At 70.9% G+C, this 22,381-nt stretch carries 17 protein-coding genes; 15 read left to right on the forward strand and 2 right to left on the reverse strand.

Annotated elements, in window-relative coordinates:
- Positions 1-3: 3 nt before the first annotated feature.
- The 3 genes from ACIRF8_RS02690 (at position 4) to ACIRF8_RS02700 (ending at position 4,788) form a co-directional block, all read left to right on the forward strand.
- Complete coding sequence (locus ACIRF8_RS02690) at positions 4-2,379, forward strand: HelD family protein (RefSeq protein WP_404210111.1); 2,376 nt, start codon at positions 4-6, stop codon at positions 2,377-2,379.
- Between the two features lie 366 nt (positions 2,380-2,745).
- A complete protein-coding gene (locus tag ACIRF8_RS02695; RefSeq protein WP_404210113.1) occupies positions 2,746-4,179 on the forward strand; it encodes an NAD-dependent malic enzyme in 1,434 nt (477 codons plus the stop codon).
- A gap of 327 nt (positions 4,180-4,506) precedes the next feature.
- On the forward strand, positions 4,507-4,788 hold the full coding sequence (locus ACIRF8_RS02700) for an HU family DNA-binding protein (RefSeq protein ID WP_161701580.1): 282 nt from the start codon (positions 4,507-4,509) through the stop codon (positions 4,786-4,788).
- A 345-nt stretch (positions 4,789-5,133) separates the two neighbouring features.
- On the opposite strand, the gene murA is transcribed toward ACIRF8_RS02700, so the two are convergent.
- Complete coding sequence (gene murA / locus ACIRF8_RS02705; RefSeq protein WP_404210115.1) at positions 5,134-6,480, reverse strand: UDP-N-acetylglucosamine 1-carboxyvinyltransferase; 1,347 nt, start codon at positions 6,478-6,480, stop codon at positions 5,134-5,136.
- 263 nt (positions 6,481-6,743) lie between these two features.
- Here murA and ACIRF8_RS02710 point away from each other — a divergent pair, with 263 nt between their 5' ends.
- The 9 genes from ACIRF8_RS02710 to ACIRF8_RS02750 all read left to right on the forward strand — a co-directional run bounded on the left by ACIRF8_RS02710 (position 6,744) and on the right by ACIRF8_RS02750 (position 17,841).
- Positions 6,744-7,304 carry a YqgE/AlgH family protein gene (locus ACIRF8_RS02710; RefSeq protein ID WP_404210117.1) on the forward strand — a complete coding sequence of 187 codons (561 nt, stop codon included), beginning with the start codon at positions 6,744-6,746 and terminating at the stop codon, positions 7,302-7,304.
- Between the two features lie 52 nt (positions 7,305-7,356).
- Positions 7,357-7,644: a DUF3039 domain-containing protein gene (locus ACIRF8_RS02715; RefSeq protein ID WP_404210119.1), complete on the forward strand. Its 288-nt coding sequence runs from the start codon at positions 7,357-7,359 to the stop codon at positions 7,642-7,644.
- Between the two features lie 217 nt (positions 7,645-7,861).
- A complete protein-coding gene (locus ACIRF8_RS02720) occupies positions 7,862-9,172 on the forward strand; it encodes an extracellular solute-binding protein (protein ID WP_404210121.1) in 1,311 nt (436 codons plus the stop codon).
- Positions 9,169-10,062, forward strand: a complete 894-nt coding sequence (locus ACIRF8_RS02725) for a carbohydrate ABC transporter permease (protein ID WP_404210123.1) — start codon at positions 9,169-9,171, stop codon at positions 10,060-10,062. The genes ACIRF8_RS02720 and ACIRF8_RS02725 overlap by 4 nt, the downstream gene beginning before the upstream one ends.
- Positions 10,059-10,931 (forward strand): carbohydrate ABC transporter permease, encoded by an 873-nt coding sequence (locus ACIRF8_RS02730; RefSeq protein WP_404210125.1) that lies wholly within the window; start codon positions 10,059-10,061, stop codon positions 10,929-10,931. Before ACIRF8_RS02725 ends, ACIRF8_RS02730 begins: the two co-directional genes overlap by 4 nt.
- A 1-nt stretch (position 10,932) precedes the next feature.
- Positions 10,933-12,558, forward strand: a complete 1,626-nt coding sequence (locus ACIRF8_RS02735; protein WP_404210127.1) for a beta-N-acetylhexosaminidase — start codon at positions 10,933-10,935, stop codon at positions 12,556-12,558.
- A 311-nt stretch (positions 12,559-12,869) separates the two neighbouring features.
- Positions 12,870-13,766, forward strand: coding sequence for an FAD binding domain-containing protein (locus ACIRF8_RS02740; RefSeq protein WP_404210129.1), 897 nt, complete (start codon positions 12,870-12,872; stop codon positions 13,764-13,766).
- Positions 13,763-15,496, forward strand: coding sequence for a 2Fe-2S iron-sulfur cluster-binding protein (locus ACIRF8_RS02745; protein ID WP_404210131.1), 1,734 nt, complete (start codon positions 13,763-13,765; stop codon positions 15,494-15,496). The genes ACIRF8_RS02740 and ACIRF8_RS02745 overlap by 4 nt, the downstream gene beginning before the upstream one ends.
- Before the next feature lie 26 nt (positions 15,497-15,522).
- A complete protein-coding gene (locus ACIRF8_RS02750; RefSeq protein WP_404212242.1) occupies positions 15,523-17,841 on the forward strand; it encodes a xanthine dehydrogenase family protein molybdopterin-binding subunit in 2,319 nt (772 codons plus the stop codon).
- Between the two features lie 63 nt (positions 17,842-17,904).
- On the opposite strand, the gene ACIRF8_RS02755 is transcribed toward ACIRF8_RS02750, so the two are convergent.
- The gene (locus ACIRF8_RS02755) at positions 17,905-18,459 is read right to left on the reverse strand and encodes a hypothetical protein (protein ID WP_404210133.1); all 555 of its coding nucleotides are present in this window, start codon (positions 18,457-18,459) and stop codon (positions 17,905-17,907) included.
- Positions 18,460-18,730: 271 nt separating this feature from the next.
- On the opposite strand from ACIRF8_RS02755, the gene ACIRF8_RS02760 reads away from it, so the two are divergent.
- From ACIRF8_RS02760 to mycP, 3 genes are all read left to right on the forward strand, one after another.
- Positions 18,731-19,282: a hypothetical protein gene (locus ACIRF8_RS02760; protein WP_404210135.1), complete on the forward strand. Its 552-nt coding sequence runs from the start codon at positions 18,731-18,733 to the stop codon at positions 19,280-19,282.
- Positions 19,282-20,937, forward strand: a complete 1,656-nt coding sequence (locus ACIRF8_RS02765; protein ID WP_404210136.1) for a hypothetical protein — start codon at positions 19,282-19,284, stop codon at positions 20,935-20,937. The genes ACIRF8_RS02760 and ACIRF8_RS02765 overlap by 1 nt, the downstream gene beginning before the upstream one ends.
- Positions 20,938-21,081: 144 nt before the next feature.
- Complete coding sequence (gene mycP, locus ACIRF8_RS02770; protein ID WP_404210138.1) at positions 21,082-22,347, forward strand: type VII secretion-associated serine protease mycosin; 1,266 nt, start codon at positions 21,082-21,084, stop codon at positions 22,345-22,347.
- The last annotated feature ends 34 nt before the right edge of the window (positions 22,348-22,381 follow it).

Here is a 22,381-nt window from a genome sequence, read left to right on the forward strand (position 1 = left end):
CCGGTGGCCGCTCAGGCTCAACAGGATCCAGCGGTGGACTCGGATACGGACTCCGTTCGTGATCGCGAGATCGGCGTGGAACAAAAACATCTCGACGCCGTCTACCACCGCCTGGAAGAGAAGATCCACGAGGCGGAGTTCCTGATGGACGACGCCGCCAAGCGCGGGCAGGTCGGCACGCCCGGCGCGCTCGCCGAGCGGGACGCGCAGGTCTTTCGCGCGGGCGTCCATCTCAGCCGGCTCAACAACGAGTTCGAGGACTTCCTCTTCGGCCGTATCGACCTGCTCCGGGGCAAGGACGGCAAGAAGGGCCCGGACGGCGCGTACACGGCCGTCGAACCGGCCGAGGGCGCGGTCCGCCCCGACCACACGGCCGACATCGCCGAGACCCTGCACATCGGGCGCATCGGTGTCCTGGACGCGGACTACTCGCCGCTGGTCATCGACTGGCGGGCGCCCGCCGCCGCGCCGTTCTACCGCTCCACGCCGGTCGACCCGGGGCGGGTGGTACGCCGCCGTGTCATCCGCTCCAAGGGGCGCAGGGTGCTCGGTGTCGAGGACGACCTGATGCGCCCCGAGCTGACCGCGTACCTGGACGGCGAGCGGCTCCCGGCCGTCGGCGACGGCGCCCTGATGGCCGCGCTCGGCCAGGCCCGCAGCCACTCGATGCGCGACATCGTGGCCTCCATCCAGGCCGAGCAGGACCAGGTGATCCGGGCGCCCGCCGCCTCCGTGACGTACGTCGAGGGCGGTCCTGGCACCGGCAAGACGGCGGTCGCCCTGCACCGCGCCGCCTACCTCCTCTACCAGGACCGCCGCCGGTACGCGGGCGGCATCCTCATCGTCTCGCCCACGCCGCTGCTCGTGGCGTACACCGAGGGCGTGCTCCCCTCGCTCGGCGAGGAGGGCCAGGTCGCGATCCGCGCGGTCGGCTCCCTGGTCGACGGGGCCGAGGCCACCGAGTACGACAGCCCGGCCGTGGCCCGCGTCAAGGGTTCCTCGCGCATGCTGAAGGTGCTGCGCAAGGCGGCGCGCGGCGCGCTGGAGTCGGGCCGCGCGGCCCCGGCCGCCACCGGGCAGCTCGCCTTCGGCGAGGAGCCGGACGAGGAGGCGCAGGCCGCGGCACCCGCCGGTACGCCCACCCGGTTGCGTGTCGTCGCCTTCGGCCGCCGCCTGGAGCTGGAGGCGGGGCAGCTCCACCGCATCCGGCACGCCGCTCTCGGCGGCACGGCGCCCGTCAACCACCTGCGCCCGCGCGCCCGCAAGCTCCTCCTCGACGCCCTGTGGGAGCAGTCCGGCGCGGGCGGCCGGCACACCGACCCCGAGCTGGCGGCGGAGCTGCGCTCCTCCTTCGACGAGGACATCACCGGCGAGGACGACTTCGTCCGTTTCCTGGACGCCTGGTGGCCGGAGCTGACGCCCCGCGCCGTCCTGTCCGCCATGTCCGACGAGCGGCGCCTGGGCCGCTGGGCGCGCCGCGTCCTCAATCCGGGCGAGGTCCGCAAGGTCGCCCGCTCGCTGCGGCGCGAGGCGCTGTCGGTGCACGACGTGGCGCTCCTCGACGAGCTGAACGCGATCCTCGGCGCCCCGGCCCGCCCGCGGCGCAAGCGCGAGTACGACCCGCTGGACCAGCTCACCGGTCTGGAGGAGCTGATGCCGCAGCGCGAGGAGACCCAGCGGGAGCGCGCCGAGCGCCTTGCGCAGGAACGTACCGAGTACGCGCACGTCATCGTCGACGAGGCGCAGGACCTCACGCCGATGCAGTGGCGCATGGTCGGGCGCCGCGGCCGGCACGCCACCTGGACGGTGGTCGGTGACCCGGCCCAGTCGTCCTGGTCCGATCCGGACGAGGCGGCGGCGGCCCGCGACGAGGCGCTGGGCACCCGCCCGCGCCGCCGTTTCACGCTGACCGTCAACTACCGCAACCCCTCCGAGATCGCGGAGCTGGCCGCGCGGGTCCTGGCGCTCGCGATGCCGGGCGCGCAGTCCCCGTCCGCCGTCCGCTCCACGGGGGTCGAGCCGCGCTTCGCCGTCGTCGCGGACCGGCTCGGCGCCACGGTCCGACAGGAGGCGGCCCAGCTGCTCGACCGGGTCGACGGCACGGTCGGTGTCGTCGTGGCGATGAACCGCCGCGCGGAGGCGGCCCGCTGGCTCGACGGGCTCGGCGAGCGGGTCGTCGCGCTCGGCTCCCTGGAGGCCAAGGGCCTGGAGTACGACGCCACGGTGGTGGTCTCCCCGGCGGAGATCGCCGACGAGTCCCCGGCGGGCCTGCGCGTGCTCTACGTGGCGCTGACCCGCGCCACGCAGCAGCTCACGGTGGTCTCCGGCGAGCGGGACGTGCCCGACGCCTCGGGGGTGCCGGACCTGCTGCGCGACTGAGGGGCCGGCGAGGGCCACAGGGGTCTGGGGTGTTTCCGGAGAATGGAGTACCGTTGGTGGTGGCACCGGCTCGATCCAAGCCCCCGGGCCCAACCTTCGTCCCTCAGAGGGACCACTTGCCGCGAGGCGAGCATGGCGGGCCGGTGTCATGAACGGAGAGAGAGGCTCACGTCACCCAGTGACGTGGGCCTCTTCTCGTTTCCGGGCAGCCCTTCCTGTTCCCCGCGACTTCTCGTATGGTGGAAACAAGTTTCCAAAAGCGCGGTGAACGTAACGTTCACAATCCGATGCGGCTACCACGTACTCGGCGGTAGGTGCGACCATCGGACGGCAACAGCTACACGGTGAAAGCAGAGGAAGTCGGCCATGGCAACGGCGCCCAGCGTCTCCTACTCGATGACGGTCCGGTTGGAGGTGCCCGCGAGCGGTACGGCTGTCTCGCAGCTCACCACCGCCGTGGAGTCCTCCGGCGGCTCGGTGACCGGCCTCGACGTCACCGCTTCCGGCCACGAGAAGCTCCGGATCGACGTCACGATCGCGGCCAGCTCCACGTCCCACGCGGACGAGATCGTCGAGGAGCTGCGCGGCATCGAGGGCGTCACGCTCGGGAAGGTCTCCGACCGAACGTTCCTGATGCACCTCGGCGGCAAGATCGAGATGCAGTCCAAGCACCCCATCCGCAACCGTGACGACCTCTCCATGGTCTACACGCCGGGCGTGGCCCGCGTCTGCATGGCGATCGCCGAGAACCCCGAGGACGCCCGGCGCCTGACCATCAAGCGCAACACCGTCGCGGTCGTGACGGACGGCTCCGCGGTGCTCGGCCTCGGCAACATCGGCCCGATGGCCGCCATGCCCGTCATGGAGGGCAAGGCCGCCCTCTTCAAGCGCTTCGCCGACATCGACGCCTGGCCGATCTGCCTGGACACCCAGGACACCGACGCCATCGTCGAGATCGTCAAGGCGATCGCTCCCGGCTTCGCGGGCATCAACCTGGAGGACATCTCCGCGCCGCGCTGCTTCGAGATCGAGGCCCGCCTGCGCGAGGCCCTGGACATCCCCGTCTTCCACGACGACCAGCACGGCACCGCGATCGTCGTCCTCGCCGCCCTCACCAACGCGCTGCGCGTGGCGGGCAAGGGCATGGGCGACATCCGCGTCGTCATGTCCGGTGCGGGCGCCGCCGGCACCGCCATCCTCAAGCTGCTCCTCGCCGCGGGCGTGAAGAACGCGGTGGTCGCCGACATCCACGGCGTCGTGCACGCCGACCGCGAGGACCTGAAGGACGCCGACAGCGACTCGCCGCTGCGCTGGATCGCCGACAACACCAACCCGGAGGGTCTGACCGGCACGCTCAAGGAAGCGGTCGTCGACGCGGACGTCTTCATCGGCGTCTCCGCGCCCAACGTGCTGAACGGCGACGACGTCGCGGCCATGGCCGAGGGCGCCATCGTGTTCGCGCTCGCGAACCCGGACCCCGAGGTCGACCCGGCGATCGCCCGTCAGACGGCGGCGGTCGTGGCCACGGGCCGCTCCGACTTCCCCAACCAGATCAACAACGTCCTGGTCTTCCCCGGCGTCTTCCGCGGCCTGCTCGACGCCCAGTCGCGTACGGTCAACACGGAGATGATGCTGGCCGCCGCCACGGCCCTGGCCGACGTGGTGAGCGAGGACGAACTCAACCCGAACTACATCATTCCGAGCGTCTTCAACGACAAGGTCGCGGGTGCCGTCGCCGGTGCCGTGCGCGATGCCGCGAAGGCCGCCGGGACCGTTGTGACGGGCGCCACGACGGCCTGAGGCCCGGCGCGTCGCGGAACGTGGGGTCCCTCCGGGCCCTCTAGGGTGGCCGGGAAGCAGGCCCCGGGACCCGCCCCGGCCCCTGGTGGTGAGCCTCTCCGTGTGACCCCGACGGGTGCCGGATTGGCTTTACCGCCGCTGGTGGGGGCAGGATGCTTCCCCAAGGACTGCGTCCAGGGGGCGCCCCCACGGGCGCGAGGGTCCGGACAACGGACCCCGGGTACTGGGCCTGACCGAGACCCTGGCAGCATCGGCTTCGCTGTTGCCCAACATGCGGCCCAGCCGTATGGCACGCCTCAACGGCAAGAAGAACACGGGAGTACAAACATGAACCGCAGTGAGCTGGTGGCCGCGCTGGCCGACCGCGCCGAGGTGACTCGCAAGGACGCCGACGCCGTGCTGGCCGCGTTCGCCGAGACCGTCGGCGAGATCGTTGCCAAGGGCGACGAGAAGGTCACCATCCCCGGCTTCCTGACCTTCGAGCGCACCCACCGTGCCGCTCGCACCGCTCGTAACCCGCAGACCGGCGAGCCGATCGACATCCCGGCCGGTTACAGCGTGAAGGTCTCCGCGGGCTCGAAGCTCAAGGAAGCCGCCAAGGGCAAGTAGCCTTCGGCCTTTTCGGCGGGCGGCCATCCGGGGTTCCGGGTGGCCGCCCGCGGGCGTTCGCGGGGCGGCGTCTGCCGGGCTGACGTCTCGTCGCCGAGTGCGACGCCGTCGTGGCTGATCGCGCAGTTCCCCGCGCCCCTGGAGCATGCGGCTTCGCCGCAGCCCCATGAGATGGCGCACGCAGTGCGCATCTCAGGGGCGCGGGGAACTGCGCGACCAGCCACGAACCACCCGCAGACGGCCGCGAGAGCCCTCAGAGCACCCTCTGAGCCGCCGGAACGGCGATGGGGCCCACCCGGAAGATCCGGGTGGGCCCCATCGCCGTAGAGCCGGGGAACGCGGCGGCTAGCCGAGCGCCTTGCCCGGGAGTTCGACCTTGGCGCCGAGCTCGATGAGCTTGTCCATGAAGTTCTCGTAGCCGCGGTTGATCAGGTCGATGCCGTGCACCCGGGACGTGCCCTGCGCGGCGAGCGCCGCGATCAGGTACGAGAAGCCGCCGCGCAGGTCGGGGATGACCAGGTCGGCGCCCTCCAGCTTGGTCGGGCCCGAAACGACCGCGGAGTGCAGGAAGTTGCGCTGGCCGAAACGGCAGTCGGAGCTGCCGAGGCATTCGCGGTAGAGCTGGATGTGCGCGCCCATCTGGTTCAGCGCGGAGGTGAAGCCGAGGCGCGACTCGTACACCGTCTCGTGGACGATGGACAGGCCCGTGGCCTGCGTGAGCGCGACGACGAGCGGCTGCTGCCAGTCTGTCTGGAAGCCGGGGTGGACGTCCGTCTCCAGCGCGATCGACTTCAACTGGCCGCCGGGGTGCCAGAAGCGGATGCCCTCGTCGTCGATCTCGAAGGCGCCGCCGACCTTCCGGTACGTGTTGAGGAACGTCATCATCGAACGCTGCTGGGCGCCGCGCACATAGATGTTGCCCTCGGTGGCGAGCGCGGCCGAGGCCCAGGACGCCGCCTCCAGGCGGTCGGAGAGCGCGCGGTGCGTGTAGCCGCCGAGCTTGTCGACACCGGTGACACGGATGGTGCGGTCGGTGTCCATCGCGATGATCGCGCCCATTTTCTGCAGGACGCAGATCAGGTCCTCGATCTCCGGCTCCACGGCCGCGTTCGAGAGCTCCGTGACGCCCTCGGCGAGCACGGCGGTCAGCAGCACCTGCTCGGTGGCGCCGACGGACGGGTAGGGCAGCCGGATCTTGGTGCCGCGCAGGCGCTGCGGGGCCTCCAGGTACTGGCCGTCCTCGCGCTTCTCGATGGTCGCGCCGAACTGGCGGAGCACCTCGAAGTGGAAGTCGATCGGCCGGCCGCCGATGTCGCAGCCGCCGAGGCCCGGGATGAACGCGTGCCCGAGGCGGTGCAGGAGCGGGCCGCAGAGCAGGATCGGGATGCGCGAGGAGCCCGCGTGGGCGTCGATGTCCGCGACGTTCGCCGACTCCACGTGCGAGGGGTCCATCACCAGCTCGCCCGGCTCCTCACCGGGGCGGACCGTCACGCCGTGCAACTGGAGCAGGCCGCGTACGACCCGGACGTCACGGATGTCCGGGACATTGCGCAGCCGGCTCGGAGCGCTGCCGAGCAGCGCGGCCACCATGGCCTTGGGCACCAGGTTCTTGGCGCCGCGGACACGGATCTCGCCCTCCAGCGGGGTTCCGCCGTGGACAAGCAGTACGTCGTCAATGCCGGTGACGGTCATGGATCTCGCGTTCCGAAGAGGGGGGCAGGGACCAAGGGACAAGGGTAAAGGCCCGGTCCCCCTGTTCCGTAAGCCGGAGGAGGCCCGGGACCGTCATGACTTCGCTACAACACGAACCGTCACGAACGTGGCACATGGGGTGACAGGCGCGTTGTGGAACCATGCGTCCGCTCCCTTCGTGCTTCGATCCGCCCTGAGCTGCGTTCTTCCGGTTCTCGCGCTTGTCTCCCCCCGCGCGGGCAATGTGCGGGATCATGTCTGGCATGACCGAGGTGTCCTCGCTCACAGGGCGGCTGCTCGTGGCCACACCCGCCCTCGCCGACCCGAACTTCGCCCGCGCGGTGGTGCTTCTCCTCGACCACGACGAGGAGGGCTCCCTCGGCGTCGTCCTCAACCGGCCGACCCCGGTGGACGTCGGCGAGATCCTGGAGGGCTGGGGCGAGCTGGCGGGTGAGCCGGGCGTCGTCTTCCAGGGCGGCCCGGTCTCCCTCGACTCGGCGCTCGGCGTCGCCGTCATCCCCGGCGAGGACGGCCCGCTGGGCTGGCGCCGGGTGCACGGCGCGATCGGCCTCGTCGACCTGGAGGCGCCGCCCGAGCTGCTGGCGGCGGCGCTCGGCTCGCTGCGCATCTTCGCCGGATACGCCGGCTGGGGCCCGGGCCAACTGGAGAACGAGCTGACCGAGGGCGCCTGGTACGTCGTCGAGTCGGAGCCCGGGGACGTGTCCGCCACGCACCCCGAGGGGCTGTGGCGGGCGGTGCTGCGCCGGCAGCGCGGCGAGCTGGCGATGGTGGCGACGTACCCGGACGATCCCTCGCTCAACTGAGGGCCCCGGCACCGCTTCGCCCAGGGGGCGGCCTTCAGTACCCTTGGCTCCTATGAGCACTCTTGAGCCCGAGCGCGGGACAGGTACGGGGACCCTCGTAGAGCCGACGCCGCAGACGTCGCACGGCGACGGCGATCACGAGCGCTTCGCCCACTATGTCCAGAAGGACAAGATCATGGCGAGCGCTCTGGACGGCACGCCGGTCGTCGCGCTCTGCGGCAAGGTGTGGGTACCGGGCCGCGACCCGAAGAAGTATCCCGTCTGTCCCATGTGCAAGGAGATCTACGAGTCCATGGGCGCCGGTGGCGACAAGGACAACGGCAAGGACGGCGGCAAGTAGGGCAGGCACCCCGCTTTCCGCGTTCGCTTCGCGAGGCCCCCGGTGTGCGGTGACGCACGCCGGGGGCCTTTGCGTGTCCACACCTCGGGTTCCCTCCGTTCCTTCCGTCCCTCGTGACCCATTGCGCTCACTGGTCCAGTCCTTCTAGCCTCCCTCCTGTTGTGCACAGCGAAACAACCATTGCGTATGTTGCAACGACACTTCGGAGGCGTTTCCGATGAAGCTCCCTGTGCGACTCTCCGCACGAACGGTCCTGCCCCTCACGGCCCTTGTCCTCGCCGCCACCGGCTGCGCCCCCGGCACCTCCGACAACAGTGGCTCCGCCAAGGACGAACGAAGCGGCACCCTGCGCGTCTGGCTCTTCCAGGAGGTCAACAACGCGCCCAAGAAGAAGGCCGTCGACACCGCCATCGACGCCTTCGAGAAGGCGCACAAGGGCGCCGAGGTCCAGGTCGACTACATCCCCGTCGACACCCGCGCCGAGAAGATCAAGGCCGCGTTCAACGACCCCGAGAGCGCGCCCGACGTCATCGAGTACGGCAACACCGACACCGCCGGATACGTGAAGGACGGCGGACTCGCCGACGTGACCGCCGAGTTCGGACAGTGGGCCGACGCCAAGGACACCGACCCGACCGCCAAGGAGTCCGTGACCGTCGACGGGAAGATCTACGGCGCCCCCTACTTCGTCGGCGTACGCGCCCTCTACTACCGGACCGACGTCTTCAAGGACCTCGGCATCGCCGTCCCCAGGACCCAGGACGAACTCGCCGCCACCGCCAGGAGGATCCACAAGGCGCGGCCCGAGCTGTACGGGCTGGCCGTCGGCGGCGCGTACACCTACGGCGCCATGCCCTTCCTCTGGGCCAACGGCGGCGAACTCGCCGAGAAGAAGGGCGACTCGTACGTCTCCACCCTCGACAGCCCCGCCGCGCGCAAGGGCATCAAGGCGTACACCTCCCTGTTCGGCGACGCGAACTGTCCCGCCGCCAAGTGCGCCGGCATGGGCGGCAACGACACCGTCACCGCCTTCGCCTCCGGCAAGGCCGCCATGGCGATCGGCGGCGACTTCAGCCACCAGGCCATGGAGGACGGCAAGGTCAAGGGAAAGTACGGCGTCGTACCGCTGCCGGGCGTCAAGGCGGGGGAGATCGCGCCCGCGTTCGCCGGGGGCAACAACATCGGCGTCCTCAAGAGCACGTCCCACCGGACGCTGGCCGTGGACCTCATGAAGCGGCTCGCCGGGAAGGACGCACAGCGCGCCCTCTTCTCGGGGATGGGCTTCCTGCCGACCTACACCGACGTCCGCGCCGAGGTCGCCGAGCGCGAGCCGTTCGTCGCGCCCTTCGTGAAGACGCTCGGCGCCGGAGCCAAGTTCGTGCCCGCATCGCCCGCCTGGGCGAAGATCGACGCCTCGCTCGTCCTGCCGACGATGTTCCAGGAGGTCGTCAGCGGCCGCAAGGACGTCAAGACGGCCTCCGGTGACGCGGCGAAGAAGATGAACGACGCGTTCGGGTCCGCCGGGTGAGCTCCGTACGGGCCCGGAGCGGGGGAGCGGCCCCCTGGCTGTACCTCGCCCCCGCCCTCGTCCTCCTCGGCGGCCTGCTCGTCTACCCGATCTACCAACTCGGCCTGATCTCCTTCCTGGAGTACACCCAGGCCCAGGTCAGCGGCGGCGAACCGACCACCTTCCAGGGGCTCGGCAACTACCAGCGCCTCTTCTCCGACAGCCAGTTCTGGCAGGTGCTGTCCGCCACCGTGCTCTTCGCGGCGGCCTGCGTCGTCAGCACCCTCCTGGTGGGCTGCGCGCTCGCCGTGCTCCTCACGCGCGTGCGGGCCGTGCCCCGCCTCGCGCTGATGCTGGCCGCGCTCGGCGCCTGGGCCACCCCCGCGATCACCGGGTCCACCGTCTGGGTGTTCCTCTTCGACCCCGACTTCGGCCCGGTCAACAAGGTGCTCGGGCTCGGCGACCACTCCTGGACGTACGGGCGGTACAGCGCCTTCGCCCTCGTCCTGCTCGAAGTGGTGTGGTGCTCCTTCCCGTTCGTGATGGTCACCGTGTACGCGGGCATCCGCGCGATCCCGGGCGAGGTGCTGGAGGCGGCGGCACTGGACGGCGCCTCGCAGTGGCGGACCTGGCGCTCGGTCACGGCACCGATGCTCCGGCCGATCCTCGTCGTCGTCACCATCCAGTCGATCATCTGGGACTTCAAGGTCTTCACCCAGATCTACGTCATGACGAACGGCGGCGGCATCGCGGGACAGAACCTCGTCCTGAACGTCTACGCCTACCAAAAAGCCTTCGCGGGCAGCGAGTACAGCCTCGGCTCGGCGATCGGCGTCGTGATGCTCGTCATCCTGCTCGCCGTCACACTCGTCTACCTGCGGCTGATGCGCAGAGAAGGCAGGGAGACATGAGCGCCACGGGCCTTTCCGGCATACGAGCCCTGCGCGCGACGCGCATCCGCCGACCCTGGCGGCTCGCCGCCGAGGTGTCCACACTTCTGATCGCCCTCGCGGTCGCCTTTCCCCTCTACTGGATGGTGCTCAGCGCCTTCAAACCGGCGGGCGAGATCGAATCGACCGAGCCGCGCCCCTGGACGCTTTCCCCGTCGCTCGACTCTTTCCGCCGTGTGTTCCAACAGCAGGATTTCGGCCGGTACTTCCTCAACAGCCTCATCGTGGCCGGAACGGTCGTCGTCCTCTCGGCGCTCGTCGCCTTCCTCGCGGCGACCGCCGTGACACGGTTCCGCTTCAAGTTCCGCACGACGCTGCTCATCATGTTCCTCGTCGCGCAGATGGTGCCCGTGGAAGCCCTCACCATCCCGCTGTTCTTCCTCATGCGGGACTTCGGGCAGCTCAACACCCTCGGCTCGCTGATCCTGCCGCATCTGGCCTTTTCCCTGCCGTTCGCGATCTGGATGCTGCGCGGCTTCGTGAAAGCCGTACCCGAGGCGCTGGAGGAAGCCGCGTATCTCGACGGCGCGAGCCGCTCCCGCTTCCTGTGGCAGATCCTCTTCCCGCTCGTCCTGCCAGGACTCGTGGCGACGAGCGTCTTCTCCTTCATCTCCACCTGGAACGACTTCCTGTTCGCGAAATCATTCATCATCAGCGACACGTCCCACTCGACGCTGCCGATGGCTCTGCTCGTCTTCTTCAAACCCGACGAGAACGACTGGGGCGGAATCATGGCGGCGTCGACCGTGATGACCCTTCCGGTACTGGTCTTCTTCGTACTCGTACAGCGCCGCCTGGTCTCCGGGCTCGGCGGCGCGGTTAAGGACTGAAGTGTCTGACGCACCCTTGGATCTCATCCCGGCGCCCCACCGACTGACCCGGGACGGCGACGGCACCTACGTGTTCGACAGCGGCACCGGCATCACGGCGGGGCAGGGCACCGAAACCACCGCACAGTGGCTGCGGGCCACGCTCGGCCCGGCCACCGGCCTGGACCTGCCACCGCAGGACGAGGGCGGCACCGTACGCCTGACCCTCGACCCGGCCCTGGCGCCGGAGGGCTACCGGCTGCGCGTCACCGGCACCGGCGTCAGCATCGAGGGCGGCGCTGCGGCCGGTGTCTTCTGGGGCGCCCAGACGCTGCGTCAACTCCTCGGCCCCGACGCCTTCCGCAAGGCACCGCTCACCCCGGGACGGCAGTGGGCCGTCCCGCACGTCACCGTCGAGGACAGCCCGCGCTTCCCCTGGCGCGGCACCATGCTCGATGTCGCCCGGCACTTCATGCCGAAGGACGGCGTCCTGCGCCACCTCGACCTGCTCGCCGCCCACAAGCTCAACGTCTTCCACTTCCACCTCACCGACGACCAGGGCTGGCGCGTCGAGATCACCCGCCACCCCAGGCTGACCGAGACCGGATCGTGGCGCGCCCGGACGAAATTCGGCCACCGCGCCTCACCCCTGTGGGAGGACAAGCCGCACGGCGGCTACTACACCCAGGACGACATCCGCGAGATCGTCGCCTACGCCGCCGCCCGCCACATCACGGTCGTCCCCGAGATCGACCTGCCGGGCCACTCGCAGGCCGCCATCGCCGCATACCCGGAACTCGGCAACTCCGATGTCATCGACACGTCCTCCCTCCCCGTCTGGGACACCTGGGGCGTCAATCCGAACGTACTCGCCCCCACCGACACCACCCTCCGCTTCTACGAGGGCGTCTTCGAGGAACTGCTCGACCTCTTCCCCTCGACCTTCATCCACGTGGGCGGCGACGAATGCCCCAAGGACCAGTGGCGGCAGTCGCCGACCGCCCAGGCCCGCATCAGGGAACTGGGCCTCAAGGACGAGGACGAGCTCCAGTCCTGGTTCATCCGGCACTTCGACACCTGGCTGAGCGCACGCGGCCGGCGGCTCATCGGCTGGGACGAGATCCTCGAAGGCGGCCTCGCGCCCGGCGCCGCCGTCTCCTCCTGGCGCGGCTACCAGGGCGGCATCACCGCCGCCAGGGCGGGCCACGACGTCGTCATGTGCCCGGAGCAGCAGGTCTACCTGGACCACCGGCAGGCACCCGGCGACGACGAACCGGTCCCCATCGGCTTCGTCCGCACCCTGGAGGACGTCTACCGCTTCGAACCCGTGCCGCCGCAACTCACCGAGGAGGAGGCGCGCCACGTCCTCGGCACCCAGGCCAACCTGTGGACCGAGGTGATGGAGAACCAGCAACGCGTCGACTACCAGGCGTTCCCGCGCCTGTCCGCCTTCAGCGAAGTGGCCTGGAGCGCCCTTCCCGCACCCGCCGATCGCGACTACGCCGACTTCGAGCGCCGAATGACCACCCACTACCGCCGACTTGACGCCCTGGGCGTCGACTACCGCAGGCCGGACGGACCGTTGCCCCGGCAGCGTCGACCCGGAGTGCTCGGACGCCCGATCGAAGGGGCGCCCCCGAACGTGTGAGGGAACGCCCCCGGCGACGGGGGCCCCGCCCACCGCCCCATACGTCACCGAAGAGGGTCAATCAGCCCTCACGGGCGATGGCCTGCCAAATCGGTCATCTCCCAGGTGGAAGGGGCGAATGCCTCCTACCGGACCCCCTCTCCGGGTGCCGGGGAAGATGTGCCAGAGTTGCCACGTCCGGCCTGTCAGCACGTACCGTACGGCGGAACAGGCGTAACGGCGGGAACGGCGGTCACGCGAGCGGCACAGCCCACGTGAGCACCACCGTGGCCGCCGGGCGCGCGGCCGGGCATCGGGAAGGGGCAGCCGGTTTGACCACGCACGCACCGCAGGCGACACAGGCCGCGGTACTTCCGAGTTCGCTGGACGAGGCGGTCGCGGCGCTCGCGGCCATGCCCGCCGCCGTGCCCGTGGCCGGAGGCACCGACCTCATGGCCCAGGTCAACGCGGGTCAACTGCGCCCCGCCGCCCTCGTCGGCCTGAACCGCATCAGCGAGATCCGCGGCTGGCAGTACCAGGACGGCCACGCGCTGCTCGGCGCGGGCCTCACCCACGCCCGCATCGGCCGCCCCGACTTCGCCGCCCTCATCCCGGCCCTCGCCGCCTCCGCGCGCGCGGCGGGCCCGCCCCAGATCCGCAACGCCGGCACGCTCGGCGGCAACATCGCCTCGGCCGCCCCGACCAACGACGCGCTGCCCGTCCTCGCCGCCCTCGAAGCCACCCTGATCATCGCCGGGCCGCAGGGCGCACGCCGCGAGGTGCCCGTCTCGCACCTGCTGGCCGGCATGGAGATGCTGCGCCCGGGCGAACTCATCGGCTTCGTACGCGTACCGCTGCTGCACGCGCCGCAGGTGTTCCTCAAGGCGACCGGCCGCACGGGACCCGGCCGCGCCACCGCCTCCGTGGCCCTCGTGATGGACCCCGCCCGCCGCACCGTGCGCTGCGCCGTCGGAGCCATCGCGCCGATGCCGCTGCGCCCCCTGGAGGCCGAGCAGTGGGTGGCCTCGCTCATCGACTGGGACGGTGACCGCGGCGCGCTCGTGCCCGAGGCCGTGCAGGCGTTCGGCGAGTACGTCGCCGCGGCCTGCATCCCCGACCACGCCCCCGCCCCGGACGGCACGCAGGAGCCACTGCCGCCCGCCGTACTGCATCTGCGGCGCACCGTCGCCGCCCTGGCCCGACGTGCACTTGGGAGGGCGCTGTCGTGACGAACGAGTACAACGGACCCGATTCGGGCGCCGCACCGGACGCGGACGGCTGGCGGCCGCTGCCCCAGGGCGACTACGACTCCGACGCCACGGCCTTCGTGCACCTGCCCCCCGACAGTTTCCCGGACGCGCCGCTCGCCGCGCCCGGCCACGGGTACGTACCGCCGCAGATAACGGTGAGCCCGGCCTCGGGCACCGCCGCGACCGACCCGGCGGCGACCGGCGTGTGGATGCTGCCGGCGGACCTCACGGGCGACGGGGGCGCCGAGGGCTTCCCGATCGTCTCCGCGGAACAGCAGCAGTCCGGGCCGCCGCAGGTCAACTGGCCCCCGGCGCACCACGAGCCGGAACCGCACCCGCACGCCGAGCAGCCGTACGCGGCGCCGGGGGAGACCGGCCAGTGGTCGATCCCGGTCGCGGGCGGCGAACTCCCCGAGGAATCGGGGGAGTACACGACGTCGTCCCTTGCCGCGCAGTGGGGTGACCGCACACCGCCCGCGACGCTGCCCGGGGGAGCGGCGGCGCCCTGGGCGTCGGAACCGTGGGCGCAGACGGGCGTGACGGAACCGGCGCCGGTGCCGGTGGCCGAACCGGAACCGGAGCCCGTGCCCGCGCCTGTACCGGTCGAGGTGGTGCCCGAGACCGGGCCCGCCGCGACGGATGAGGACGTGGCACCGGAGCGCGCGACGGAACCCGCGCCCGAGCCCGAGCCCGAACCGATCGCGGAGCCCGAGCAGGCGACGACGCCCGAGAGGGAACCGGAGAACGAGGACGGACCGCGGGAGAACGAGGACGGAGCGCAGGAGAACGCCGGACCGCAGGGCGAGGACCGCCCGCAGGGCGAAGACCGGCCGCAGCACGAGGACCGCCCGCACCACGAGGACCGCCCGCAGCACGAGGACCGTCCGCAGGACGAGGGTGGACCGCAGGACGAGGGCGCGCCGGAAAGCGAGGGCGCGCCGGGGAGCGAGAGTTCCGCCTCCACCACCCCCGTCCCGCTCCACGACGACCACCCGATGGCCAGCTACGTCCTGCGGGTCAACGGCACCGACCGCCCCGTAACCGACGCCTGGATCGGCGAGTCACTGCTGTATGTACTGCGCGAGCGCCTCGGCCTCGCCGGCGCCAAGGACGGCTGCTCGCAGGGCGAGTGCGGCGCGTGCAACGTCCAGGTCGACGGCCGCCTCGTGGCCTCCTGCCTGGTGCCCGCGGCGACCACCGCGGGCAGCGAGGTCCGCACCGTGGAGGGCCTCGCCGCCGACGGCCACGGCTCCGACGTGCAGCGCGCGCTGGCGGCCTGCGGCGCGGTCCAGTGCGGCTTCTGCGTCCCCGGCATGGCGATGACCGTCCACGACCTGCTCGAAGGCAACCCGAACCCCACCGACCTGGAGACGCGCCAGGCGCTGTGCGGCAATCTGTGCCGCTGCTCCGGTTACCGGGGCGTGCTCGACGCGGTGCGCCAGGTCGCCGACGAACGCCGCTCGTCGGCGGAGGCGGTGGAGACGGTGGATCCGACCCAGCAGGGCGAGACGACGGGCACGCCCCCCGAGGGCGGAGCGCGCATCCCGCACCAGGCGGGCCCGTCCTCCAGCGAGGACATCCGCGACGGCCACGACGGTCACACCGGCCAGGCGGGCCACGACGGTTACACCGGCCACGAGGGTCAGGACATCGGGGATGTCCGGAACGCCCAGGACAGCCGGGACACTCGGGACGGAGGCCGAGCGTGACCAACGAGACGACGACGGAGGCCCCCATGGCCCCCGCGACCCCCGCTACGGAAGAGATCCCGCACGGACTCGGCACGACCCTGCCCTCGGTGGAGGCGCGCGCCAAGGCCGAAGGCACCTTCCCCTACGCCGCCGACCTGTGGGCCGAAGGGCTCCTGTGGGCGGCGATCCTGCGCTCCCCGCACGCGCACGCACGCGTGGTCTCCATCGACACCACCCACGCGCGCGAGATGCCCGGCGTCCGCGCGGTCGTCACGCACGAGGACGTCCCCGGCGGCCCGCTGTCCGGCCACCGCACGGCCGACCGCCCGGTGTTCGCCTCCGACGTCGTACGCCACCACGGCGAACCCCTCGCGGCGGTGGCCGCCGACCACCCGGACACCGCGCGCATGGCAGCCGCGGCGATCATCGTCGAGTACGAGATCCTCGAACCCGTCACGGACCCGGAGAAGGCGTTCGCCGCCGAGCCCCTGCACCCCGACGGCAACCTGATCCGCCACATCCCCCTGCGCCACGGCGACCTGGAGGCGACGGGCGAGGTGATCGTCGACGGCCTCTACCGCATCGGCCGCCAGGACCCGGCCCCCATCGGCGCGGAAGCGGGCCTCGCCGTGCCCCGCCCCGACGGCGGCGTGGAGCTCTACATCGCCTCGACCGACCCGCACGGCGACCGCGACGCCGCGGCGGCCCGCTACGGCCTCGAACCCGACCGGGTGAAGGTCGTGGTCACCGGCGTCCCCGGCGCGACCGCGGACCGCGAGGACCAGAGCTTCCACCTGCCCCTCGGCCTGCTGGCACTGCACACCGGCTGCCCGGTCAAGCTGACGGCGACCCGTGAGGAATCCTTCCTGGGTCATCCGCACCGCCACCCGACGCTCCTGCGCTACCGCCACCACGCGGACGCGGACGGCAGGCTGGTGAAGGTCGAGGCGCAGATCCTCCTCGACTCGGGCGCCTACGCGGACACGTCGTCGGACGCGCTCGCGGCGGCCGTCGCCTTCGCCTGCGGCCCGTACGTCGTCCCGCACGCCTCCATCGAGGGCTGGGCGGTACGCACCAACAACCCGCCCTCCGGCCACGTACGGGGCGAGGGCGCCCTCCAGGTCTGCGCGGCCTACGAGGCGCAGATGGACAAGCTGGCGAAGAAGGTGGGCGTCGACCCGGCGGAACTGCGGATGCGCAACGTCCTCGCGACCGGCGACGTACTCCCCACCGGCCAGACGGTCACCTGCCCCGCCCCCGTCGCCGAACTCCTCGACGCCGTACGGCACTACCCGCTCCCCACCCTCCCCAAGGACACCCCGGAGGAGGACTGGCTGCTGCCCGGAGGACCCGAGGGCGCGGGCGAGCCCGGCGCCGTGCGCCGCGGCGTCGGCTACGGCATCGGCATGGTGCACATGCTGGGCGCGGAGGGCGCGGACGAGGTCTCGACGGCCACGGTCAAGGTGCACGACGGCGTGGCCACGGTCATCTGCGCGGCGGTCGAGACGGGCCAGGGCTTCACCACCCTCGCCCGGCAGATCGTCCAGGAGACGCTGGGCATCGACGAGGTGCACGTCGCCCCGGTCGACACCGACCAGCCGCCGGCGGGCCCCGGCTGCCGTGGCCGCCACACCTGGGTATCCGGCGGAGCGGTCGAACGCGCCGCGAAGATGGTCCGCACGCAGCTCCTCCAGCCGCTGGCCCACAAGTTCGGCATGTCCACGGAGCTGCTCCAGATCGCCGACGGCAAGATCACCTCGTACGACGGTGTCCTCTCCACGACGGTCGAAGAGGCCATGGACGGCAAGGAGCTGTGGGCGACGGCCCAGTGCCGCCCCCACCCGACGGAGCCCCTGGACGCGAGTGGCCAGGGGGACGCCTTCGTCGGCCTGGCCTTCTGCGCGATCCGCGCGGTCGTGGACGTCGACATCGAGATCGGCTCCGTCCGCGTCGTCGAACTGGCGGTGGCCCAGGACGTCGGCCGCATCCTCAACCCAGGACAGCTCGCGGCGCGGATCGAGGCCGGGGTCACCCAGGGCGTCGGAGCGGCCCTCACGGAGAACCTGCGCACCCCGCAGGGCGTCGTCCGCCGCCCCGACCTCACCGGCTACGCCCTGCCCACAGCGCTGGACGCGCCGGACATCCGCATCGTGAAACTGGTCGAGGAACGCGACGTGGTGGCCCCCTTCGGCGCCAAGGCGGCCAGCGCGGTCCCGGTGGTCGCGTCCCCGGCGGCGATCGCCTCGGCGGTCCGCGCGGCAACGGGCCGCCCGATCAACCGCCTCCCGATCAGGCCGCAGGCGGCGGTGGTGACGGACCCGCCGACGACCGGCACCGGGGCGCCGCAGGAGGCAACTAGCTGAATTGCGGCCTAGTCGGGACGCCCCGCCGCGATCCCCCGCGCTGCGATCGCCCGCGCCGCGCTCTCAGCACGCGCCCTGGCCGACTCGGGCGGAAAGCGTGTACTCGGGAACGCGGGTCGGCCCCTGATCGCCGGCGCCGGGCACCATGAAGCCGCCCTCCTCGTCCTCGGACTGCGAGAGGTGCATGCAGTAGCCGTCCCCGGCGCCGGTGGCCGTCACATGGTAGGAACTCCTGCCGACCGCTTCGACGTCCACACGGAAGGCAGGCCCCAGCCCCTCACCCGCTTCGACCACTTCATCCCTGATCAGCGACGAATAGTCCTCGTAGGGATCGTCGAGGTGCGTCTCCTCCTCCAACGCGGCGGCGGCCTGCCGCACGGACTGCCGGAGTTCGTCGGCGCTCCAGGACGTCTCGTCCACGAGCCGGAGCCCCTTGTATCCCTGATAGGCGGCGACCACGGCGATGACCAGGAACAACACCCGCCGCCAGCCCGAGGAAGCTCCGGCGGACGGCCCCCGCCCACCGGGAAACCGCTCCCGAAGCCACTCCTGGTTCACCGCGCCGAGCACACCGAACACCACGGCAGCGGCCAGCAACATGTACGCCATGACGGTCACGCGTAATCCCCCGTTTTTCCCGTCGCCATTTTTCCTGTCGCCTGCGTCAACGACTCCGACGAGGCCCCCGGTTCGGGCGACCTCGCACTCCCGCTCACCTCGCGGGCAGACGAGCCTCGGAGCTGCGACCGAACCGTGTCGACCTGTGACGTGATGTGAATCGCCTCTGCACTGAGGCGCCTGTGAACTGTCGGAGCGGGTGGCTAAAGTTGTCACTCAGCCTACTTTCTGTAAAGGCATGCTCACGGGGGAACGGGGAGGGAGTCACGCGATGGCGGACGACAAAGGCGGCGGATCAGGGAGCCTGGGTGGCTGGGCGTTCAACGTGGTGGAGGCCGCGAAGGGCGCGGCGGCGGACATCGTCACGGAGCTGGAGTCGTTCACGAAGTTCCAGCAGCGGGTGGATCAGTTGATCAAGGACCTGAAGGGGTCGCCTGCAGGCCCCAAGAAGGTGAGCGAGGGGCAGCTCACGCGGCAGAAGTTCGGTGGGGGAGACAAGGGCTGGTACGAGGCGGACGACCTGTACGGCGAGTACAGCACGGTGATCCGGGAGTTGGAGAACCTCTCGGAAATCCTCTCCGGTTCGATCGAATCCATGGGCTTCGCGGTGCTGGCGTCGCACAAGGGCTTCGAGAACATCGACTCGGATATTCGCGACCGTATGGCGGCCATCAACGCCGAGACGCGGCAGCACTACGGGGGCGACTACGTGCCTCCGTCGCCTGCCGTGGAGGGCGAGAAGTCGACTGCGGGCAGTAGGCCCGGCGACTCGGGTGGCCCCGATGCGAAGCCTGACAGCGGCACGAAGGAGGCGAGCTTTTGATGGCCGGCAAGGGCAAGAAGACCCCGTTCGACGGTATGACGCACGAACAGATGCTGGCGTGGCTCGATGCCGCGGACGCCGAATCGGTCCAAGGCGCGGCAGACCGGCTCGCTGCCGCGGCCAAGGAGATCAACAGCATTGCGGAGGAGCTCCAGATTCGCCCGCAGTGGGTGAAGTGGAAGGGCAAGAGCGCGGATTCCTTCCGTACCTGGGCCGCTGATCTCGCCAAGTCCACCCTGTCGCTGAGTGAGTACAGTGAGCACCAGGCGCACTGGTTGGGGCAGGCGGCCCAGGCTATTGGGCGGGCCAAGACATCGGTCCCGCGTGACAAGGGCGTGGACGCCAACATCGACGCGGCGAAGTCGGCCCACAACGACCCCGACGCGCAAGACGTCCTGTCGAAGAACATGGCCGTCCGGCAGCAGACGGCGGACGAGCTGGAGAAGCTCGGGCAGGCTTACTCGCTGTCCAAGACGCAGATGCAGTCGTCCAAGCCGCGTAAGTTCCCGCCGCCGCCACTAGCGATCCAGGATCCCGCAGCTCATGCCCGCGATGGGGGCAGCAAGGACTTCGCTGTCGGCGGGGGAGGTGGAACAGGCGCCGCTTCGTCCACCAGTGTCGTGCCCGGGCATGCGACTACCCGAGAGGCGGTGCACAGCGGAACGGGAGGTTCTCAGGGCAGCGTCGAAACCCGAAGCCCGGTCGTCGAGCACACGGGCACATCGGCCCCGGTCGTCGAGCACACGGGCACATCGGCCCCGGTCGTTTCGGAGGAGCGGGCACGGATGGATGTCGACTCGGTCGACGTACGTCCACAAACACAGACCGCACCGACTCCGCCGAGCGTTTCGGGCACGCCCGGGCCTGGCGGGAGCCAACCCATGGGCCAAGTGCCGGTCCCACCCGCCTACGGCATCACAGGCGGCACTCCGCCGAGCGCTCGCGGCCAGAGCACGTCGTCCGGCAGCCGGGCGACGCCGACCTCTCCAGGTGGCACGAACGGGCGCTCCGGCCCGTCGACGCCCAGTGTGTTCGGCCGCCCGACCACCAATGCGCCGTCGGCGCAAGGGGCAACGGGCACGCGCGGGCCGGGAGGCTCATCGATGGGACGCGGACCCGCTCAGAGCGGTGTCACGGGTGGCCGCGCGCAGCCGACGACGGACAAGCCCGGCAAGGGGATGCCGCGCGGCACCGTCATGGGCAATGAAGGAGCGAACAGCGCGCGGGGGAGCACCGGAGGCCGTGGTCCGGCCCAGGGAGCCGGTGGACAGCGGTCGGCCGGAAGTAAGCCCGGCGTGTTCGGCGCCGATCCGCGTGGTGCTGCCACCGGCCGTTCGACCCCCGGAACCACCGGACAGAAGGGCGGCATTGTCGGGGGCCGCCCCCAACAACAGCGTGCGAACACCCGGTCCTTCAGCGAGGGTGGTTCGGGGTTGGTACGCGGGTCCGCTGGCTCGGTCGATGACCGGGGTAACGGGGGTACGGCAGGGCGGGGCGGCCCGGCGCCCTCCAGCGCCCGCCCCGGGAAGCGCGACGAGGAAGAGCAGAGCCGACGACCCGACTACGTCACCGAAGACGAGACCACGTGGCAGCCGGACGCACGTCGTAACGTGCCTCGCGTTGTCGCTGACGATCCGAAGACCGACGAGAGGTAGCCCATGCTTCCCACCAGCAACATCAGCCGTAGACGCCTTGGCACGGCAGCCTCGGCAGTCCTCGGTGTGCTCCTGGTGGGCACCGTGGCAGCGACACCTGCGCACGCGGAGTCGGTTCGCTCTCACCAGTGGTATTTGGACGCCATGAAAGCCGACCAGATGTGGCAGACCAGCACGGGCAAGGGCGTCACCGTGGCCGTGCTCGACAGCGGTGTCGACGCGAAGCACCCTGATTTGCAGGGCCAAGTGCTGCCGGGCAAGGATCTGGCGCCCGCGGAGTCCGGCGACGAGCACACGGATTACGACAGTCATGGCACGGGCATGGCCGGGATCATCGCCGGAACCGGCGCCGGCAACGGCGGCCAGGGAGCGTACGGACTGGCCCCCGGGGCGAAAGTGCTGCCGGTCCGCCTGCCCGACGGCAAGAAGGCGGCGAACGCGGCCGAGTCGAATGCGGCGTTCTTCCGTGCCACGGCGGAGGGCATCAGGTACTCGGCGGACCATGGCGCCAAGGTCATCAACATCTCACAGGGAGCGGCCGGGGGCGCCACGGAACTGACCTCCGCCGTCGATTACGCCTTGAAGCACGGATCGTTGATCTTCGCGGCCGTAGGCAACACAGGGAACGGAGCCAATCAGGCCGAGTACCCCGCGGCCACCCCGGGAGTGGTGGGAGTAGCGGCCATCGACAGGAAGGGCCGCCAGACGGGCGAGTCGCAGCATGGTTCACAGGTCGACCTGGCGGCGCCTGGTATGGAGATTATCCATGCGTGTGGTGGCAAGACGGGTTATTGCGAGACGCACGGAACCAGTGACGCCACCGCCATTGCCTCCGCAAGCGCCGCTCTGATCTGGTCCAAGCATCCGGATTGGACCAACAACCAAGTTCTCAAGGTCATGCTCAATACGATCGGTAGCGACAGGAGCGCCGGAGGCAAGCGCAGCGACTACGTCGGTTTCGGAGCTGTCCGCCCGCGCATCGCGCTGACCGACCCGGGCGACCCCGGCCCGGCCGACAAGTTCCCGATGTCGGACTTCCCGGCGGACGCCAGGACACCGTCCGCCGAAGCCTCGAAGGGCGCCGGTGCGCCGGCCTCGGACGATGACCAGGGCGCTGAGAGCGCCGCGAAGCCAGAGGACAGCAACAGCGGGCTGTGGATCGGGGTGGGCGCTGCTGCCGTCGTGGTGATCGGCGCCGGAGTCGCGTTCGGTGTGGCCCGTCGTCGTCGCCGCGACGACCAGCAACTTCCACCGCCGGGTGGGCCGCTGCAGCAGTCCTATGCCGGACATCAGCCCGGTGCTCCGTACGGGGGCCAACAACCGTACGGGAGTCAGCAGTTCAACGGTCAGCAGTTCTACGGGCCGTCGGCGCCGGACAGCAGGTCCGACGACCCCTACCCTGGCCCCTGAGGCGGCCGGCCGCAGAACGATCCGGGCCCGGCAG

This window comes from Streptomyces sp. NPDC102406, assembly GCF_044765725.1.
Taxonomy (GTDB): Bacteria; Actinomycetota; Actinomycetes; order Streptomycetales; family Streptomycetaceae; genus Streptomyces.

Bases quoted from the DNA above. Each gene is read 5' to 3' on its own strand.
- ACIRF8_RS02695 (WP_404210113.1), top strand. From the start codon at position 2,746: ATGGCAACGGCGCCCAGCGTCTCCTACTCGATGACGGTCCGGTTGGAG.
- ACIRF8_RS02700 (WP_161701580.1), top strand. From the start codon at position 4,507: ATGAACCGCAGTGAGCTGGTGGCCGCGCTGGCCGACCGCGCCGAGGTG.
- murA (WP_404210115.1), bottom strand. From the start codon at position 6,480: ATGACCGTCACCGGCATTGACGACGTACTGCTTGTCCACGGCGGAACC.
- ACIRF8_RS02710 (WP_404210117.1), top strand. From the start codon at position 6,744: ATGACCGAGGTGTCCTCGCTCACAGGGCGGCTGCTCGTGGCCACACCC.
- ACIRF8_RS02715 (WP_404210119.1), top strand. From the start codon at position 7,357: ATGAGCACTCTTGAGCCCGAGCGCGGGACAGGTACGGGGACCCTCGTA.
- ACIRF8_RS02720 (WP_404210121.1), top strand. From the start codon at position 7,862: ATGAAGCTCCCTGTGCGACTCTCCGCACGAACGGTCCTGCCCCTCACG.
- ACIRF8_RS02730 (WP_404210125.1), top strand. From the start codon at position 10,059: ATGAGCGCCACGGGCCTTTCCGGCATACGAGCCCTGCGCGCGACGCGC.
- ACIRF8_RS02750 (WP_404212242.1), top strand. From the start codon at position 15,523: ATGGCCCCCGCGACCCCCGCTACGGAAGAGATCCCGCACGGACTCGGC.
- ACIRF8_RS02760 (WP_404210135.1), top strand. From the start codon at position 18,731: ATGGCGGACGACAAAGGCGGCGGATCAGGGAGCCTGGGTGGCTGGGCG.
- ACIRF8_RS02765 (WP_404210136.1), top strand. From the start codon at position 19,282: ATGGCCGGCAAGGGCAAGAAGACCCCGTTCGACGGTATGACGCACGAA.
- mycP (WP_404210138.1), top strand. From the start codon at position 21,082: ATGAAAGCCGACCAGATGTGGCAGACCAGCACGGGCAAGGGCGTCACC.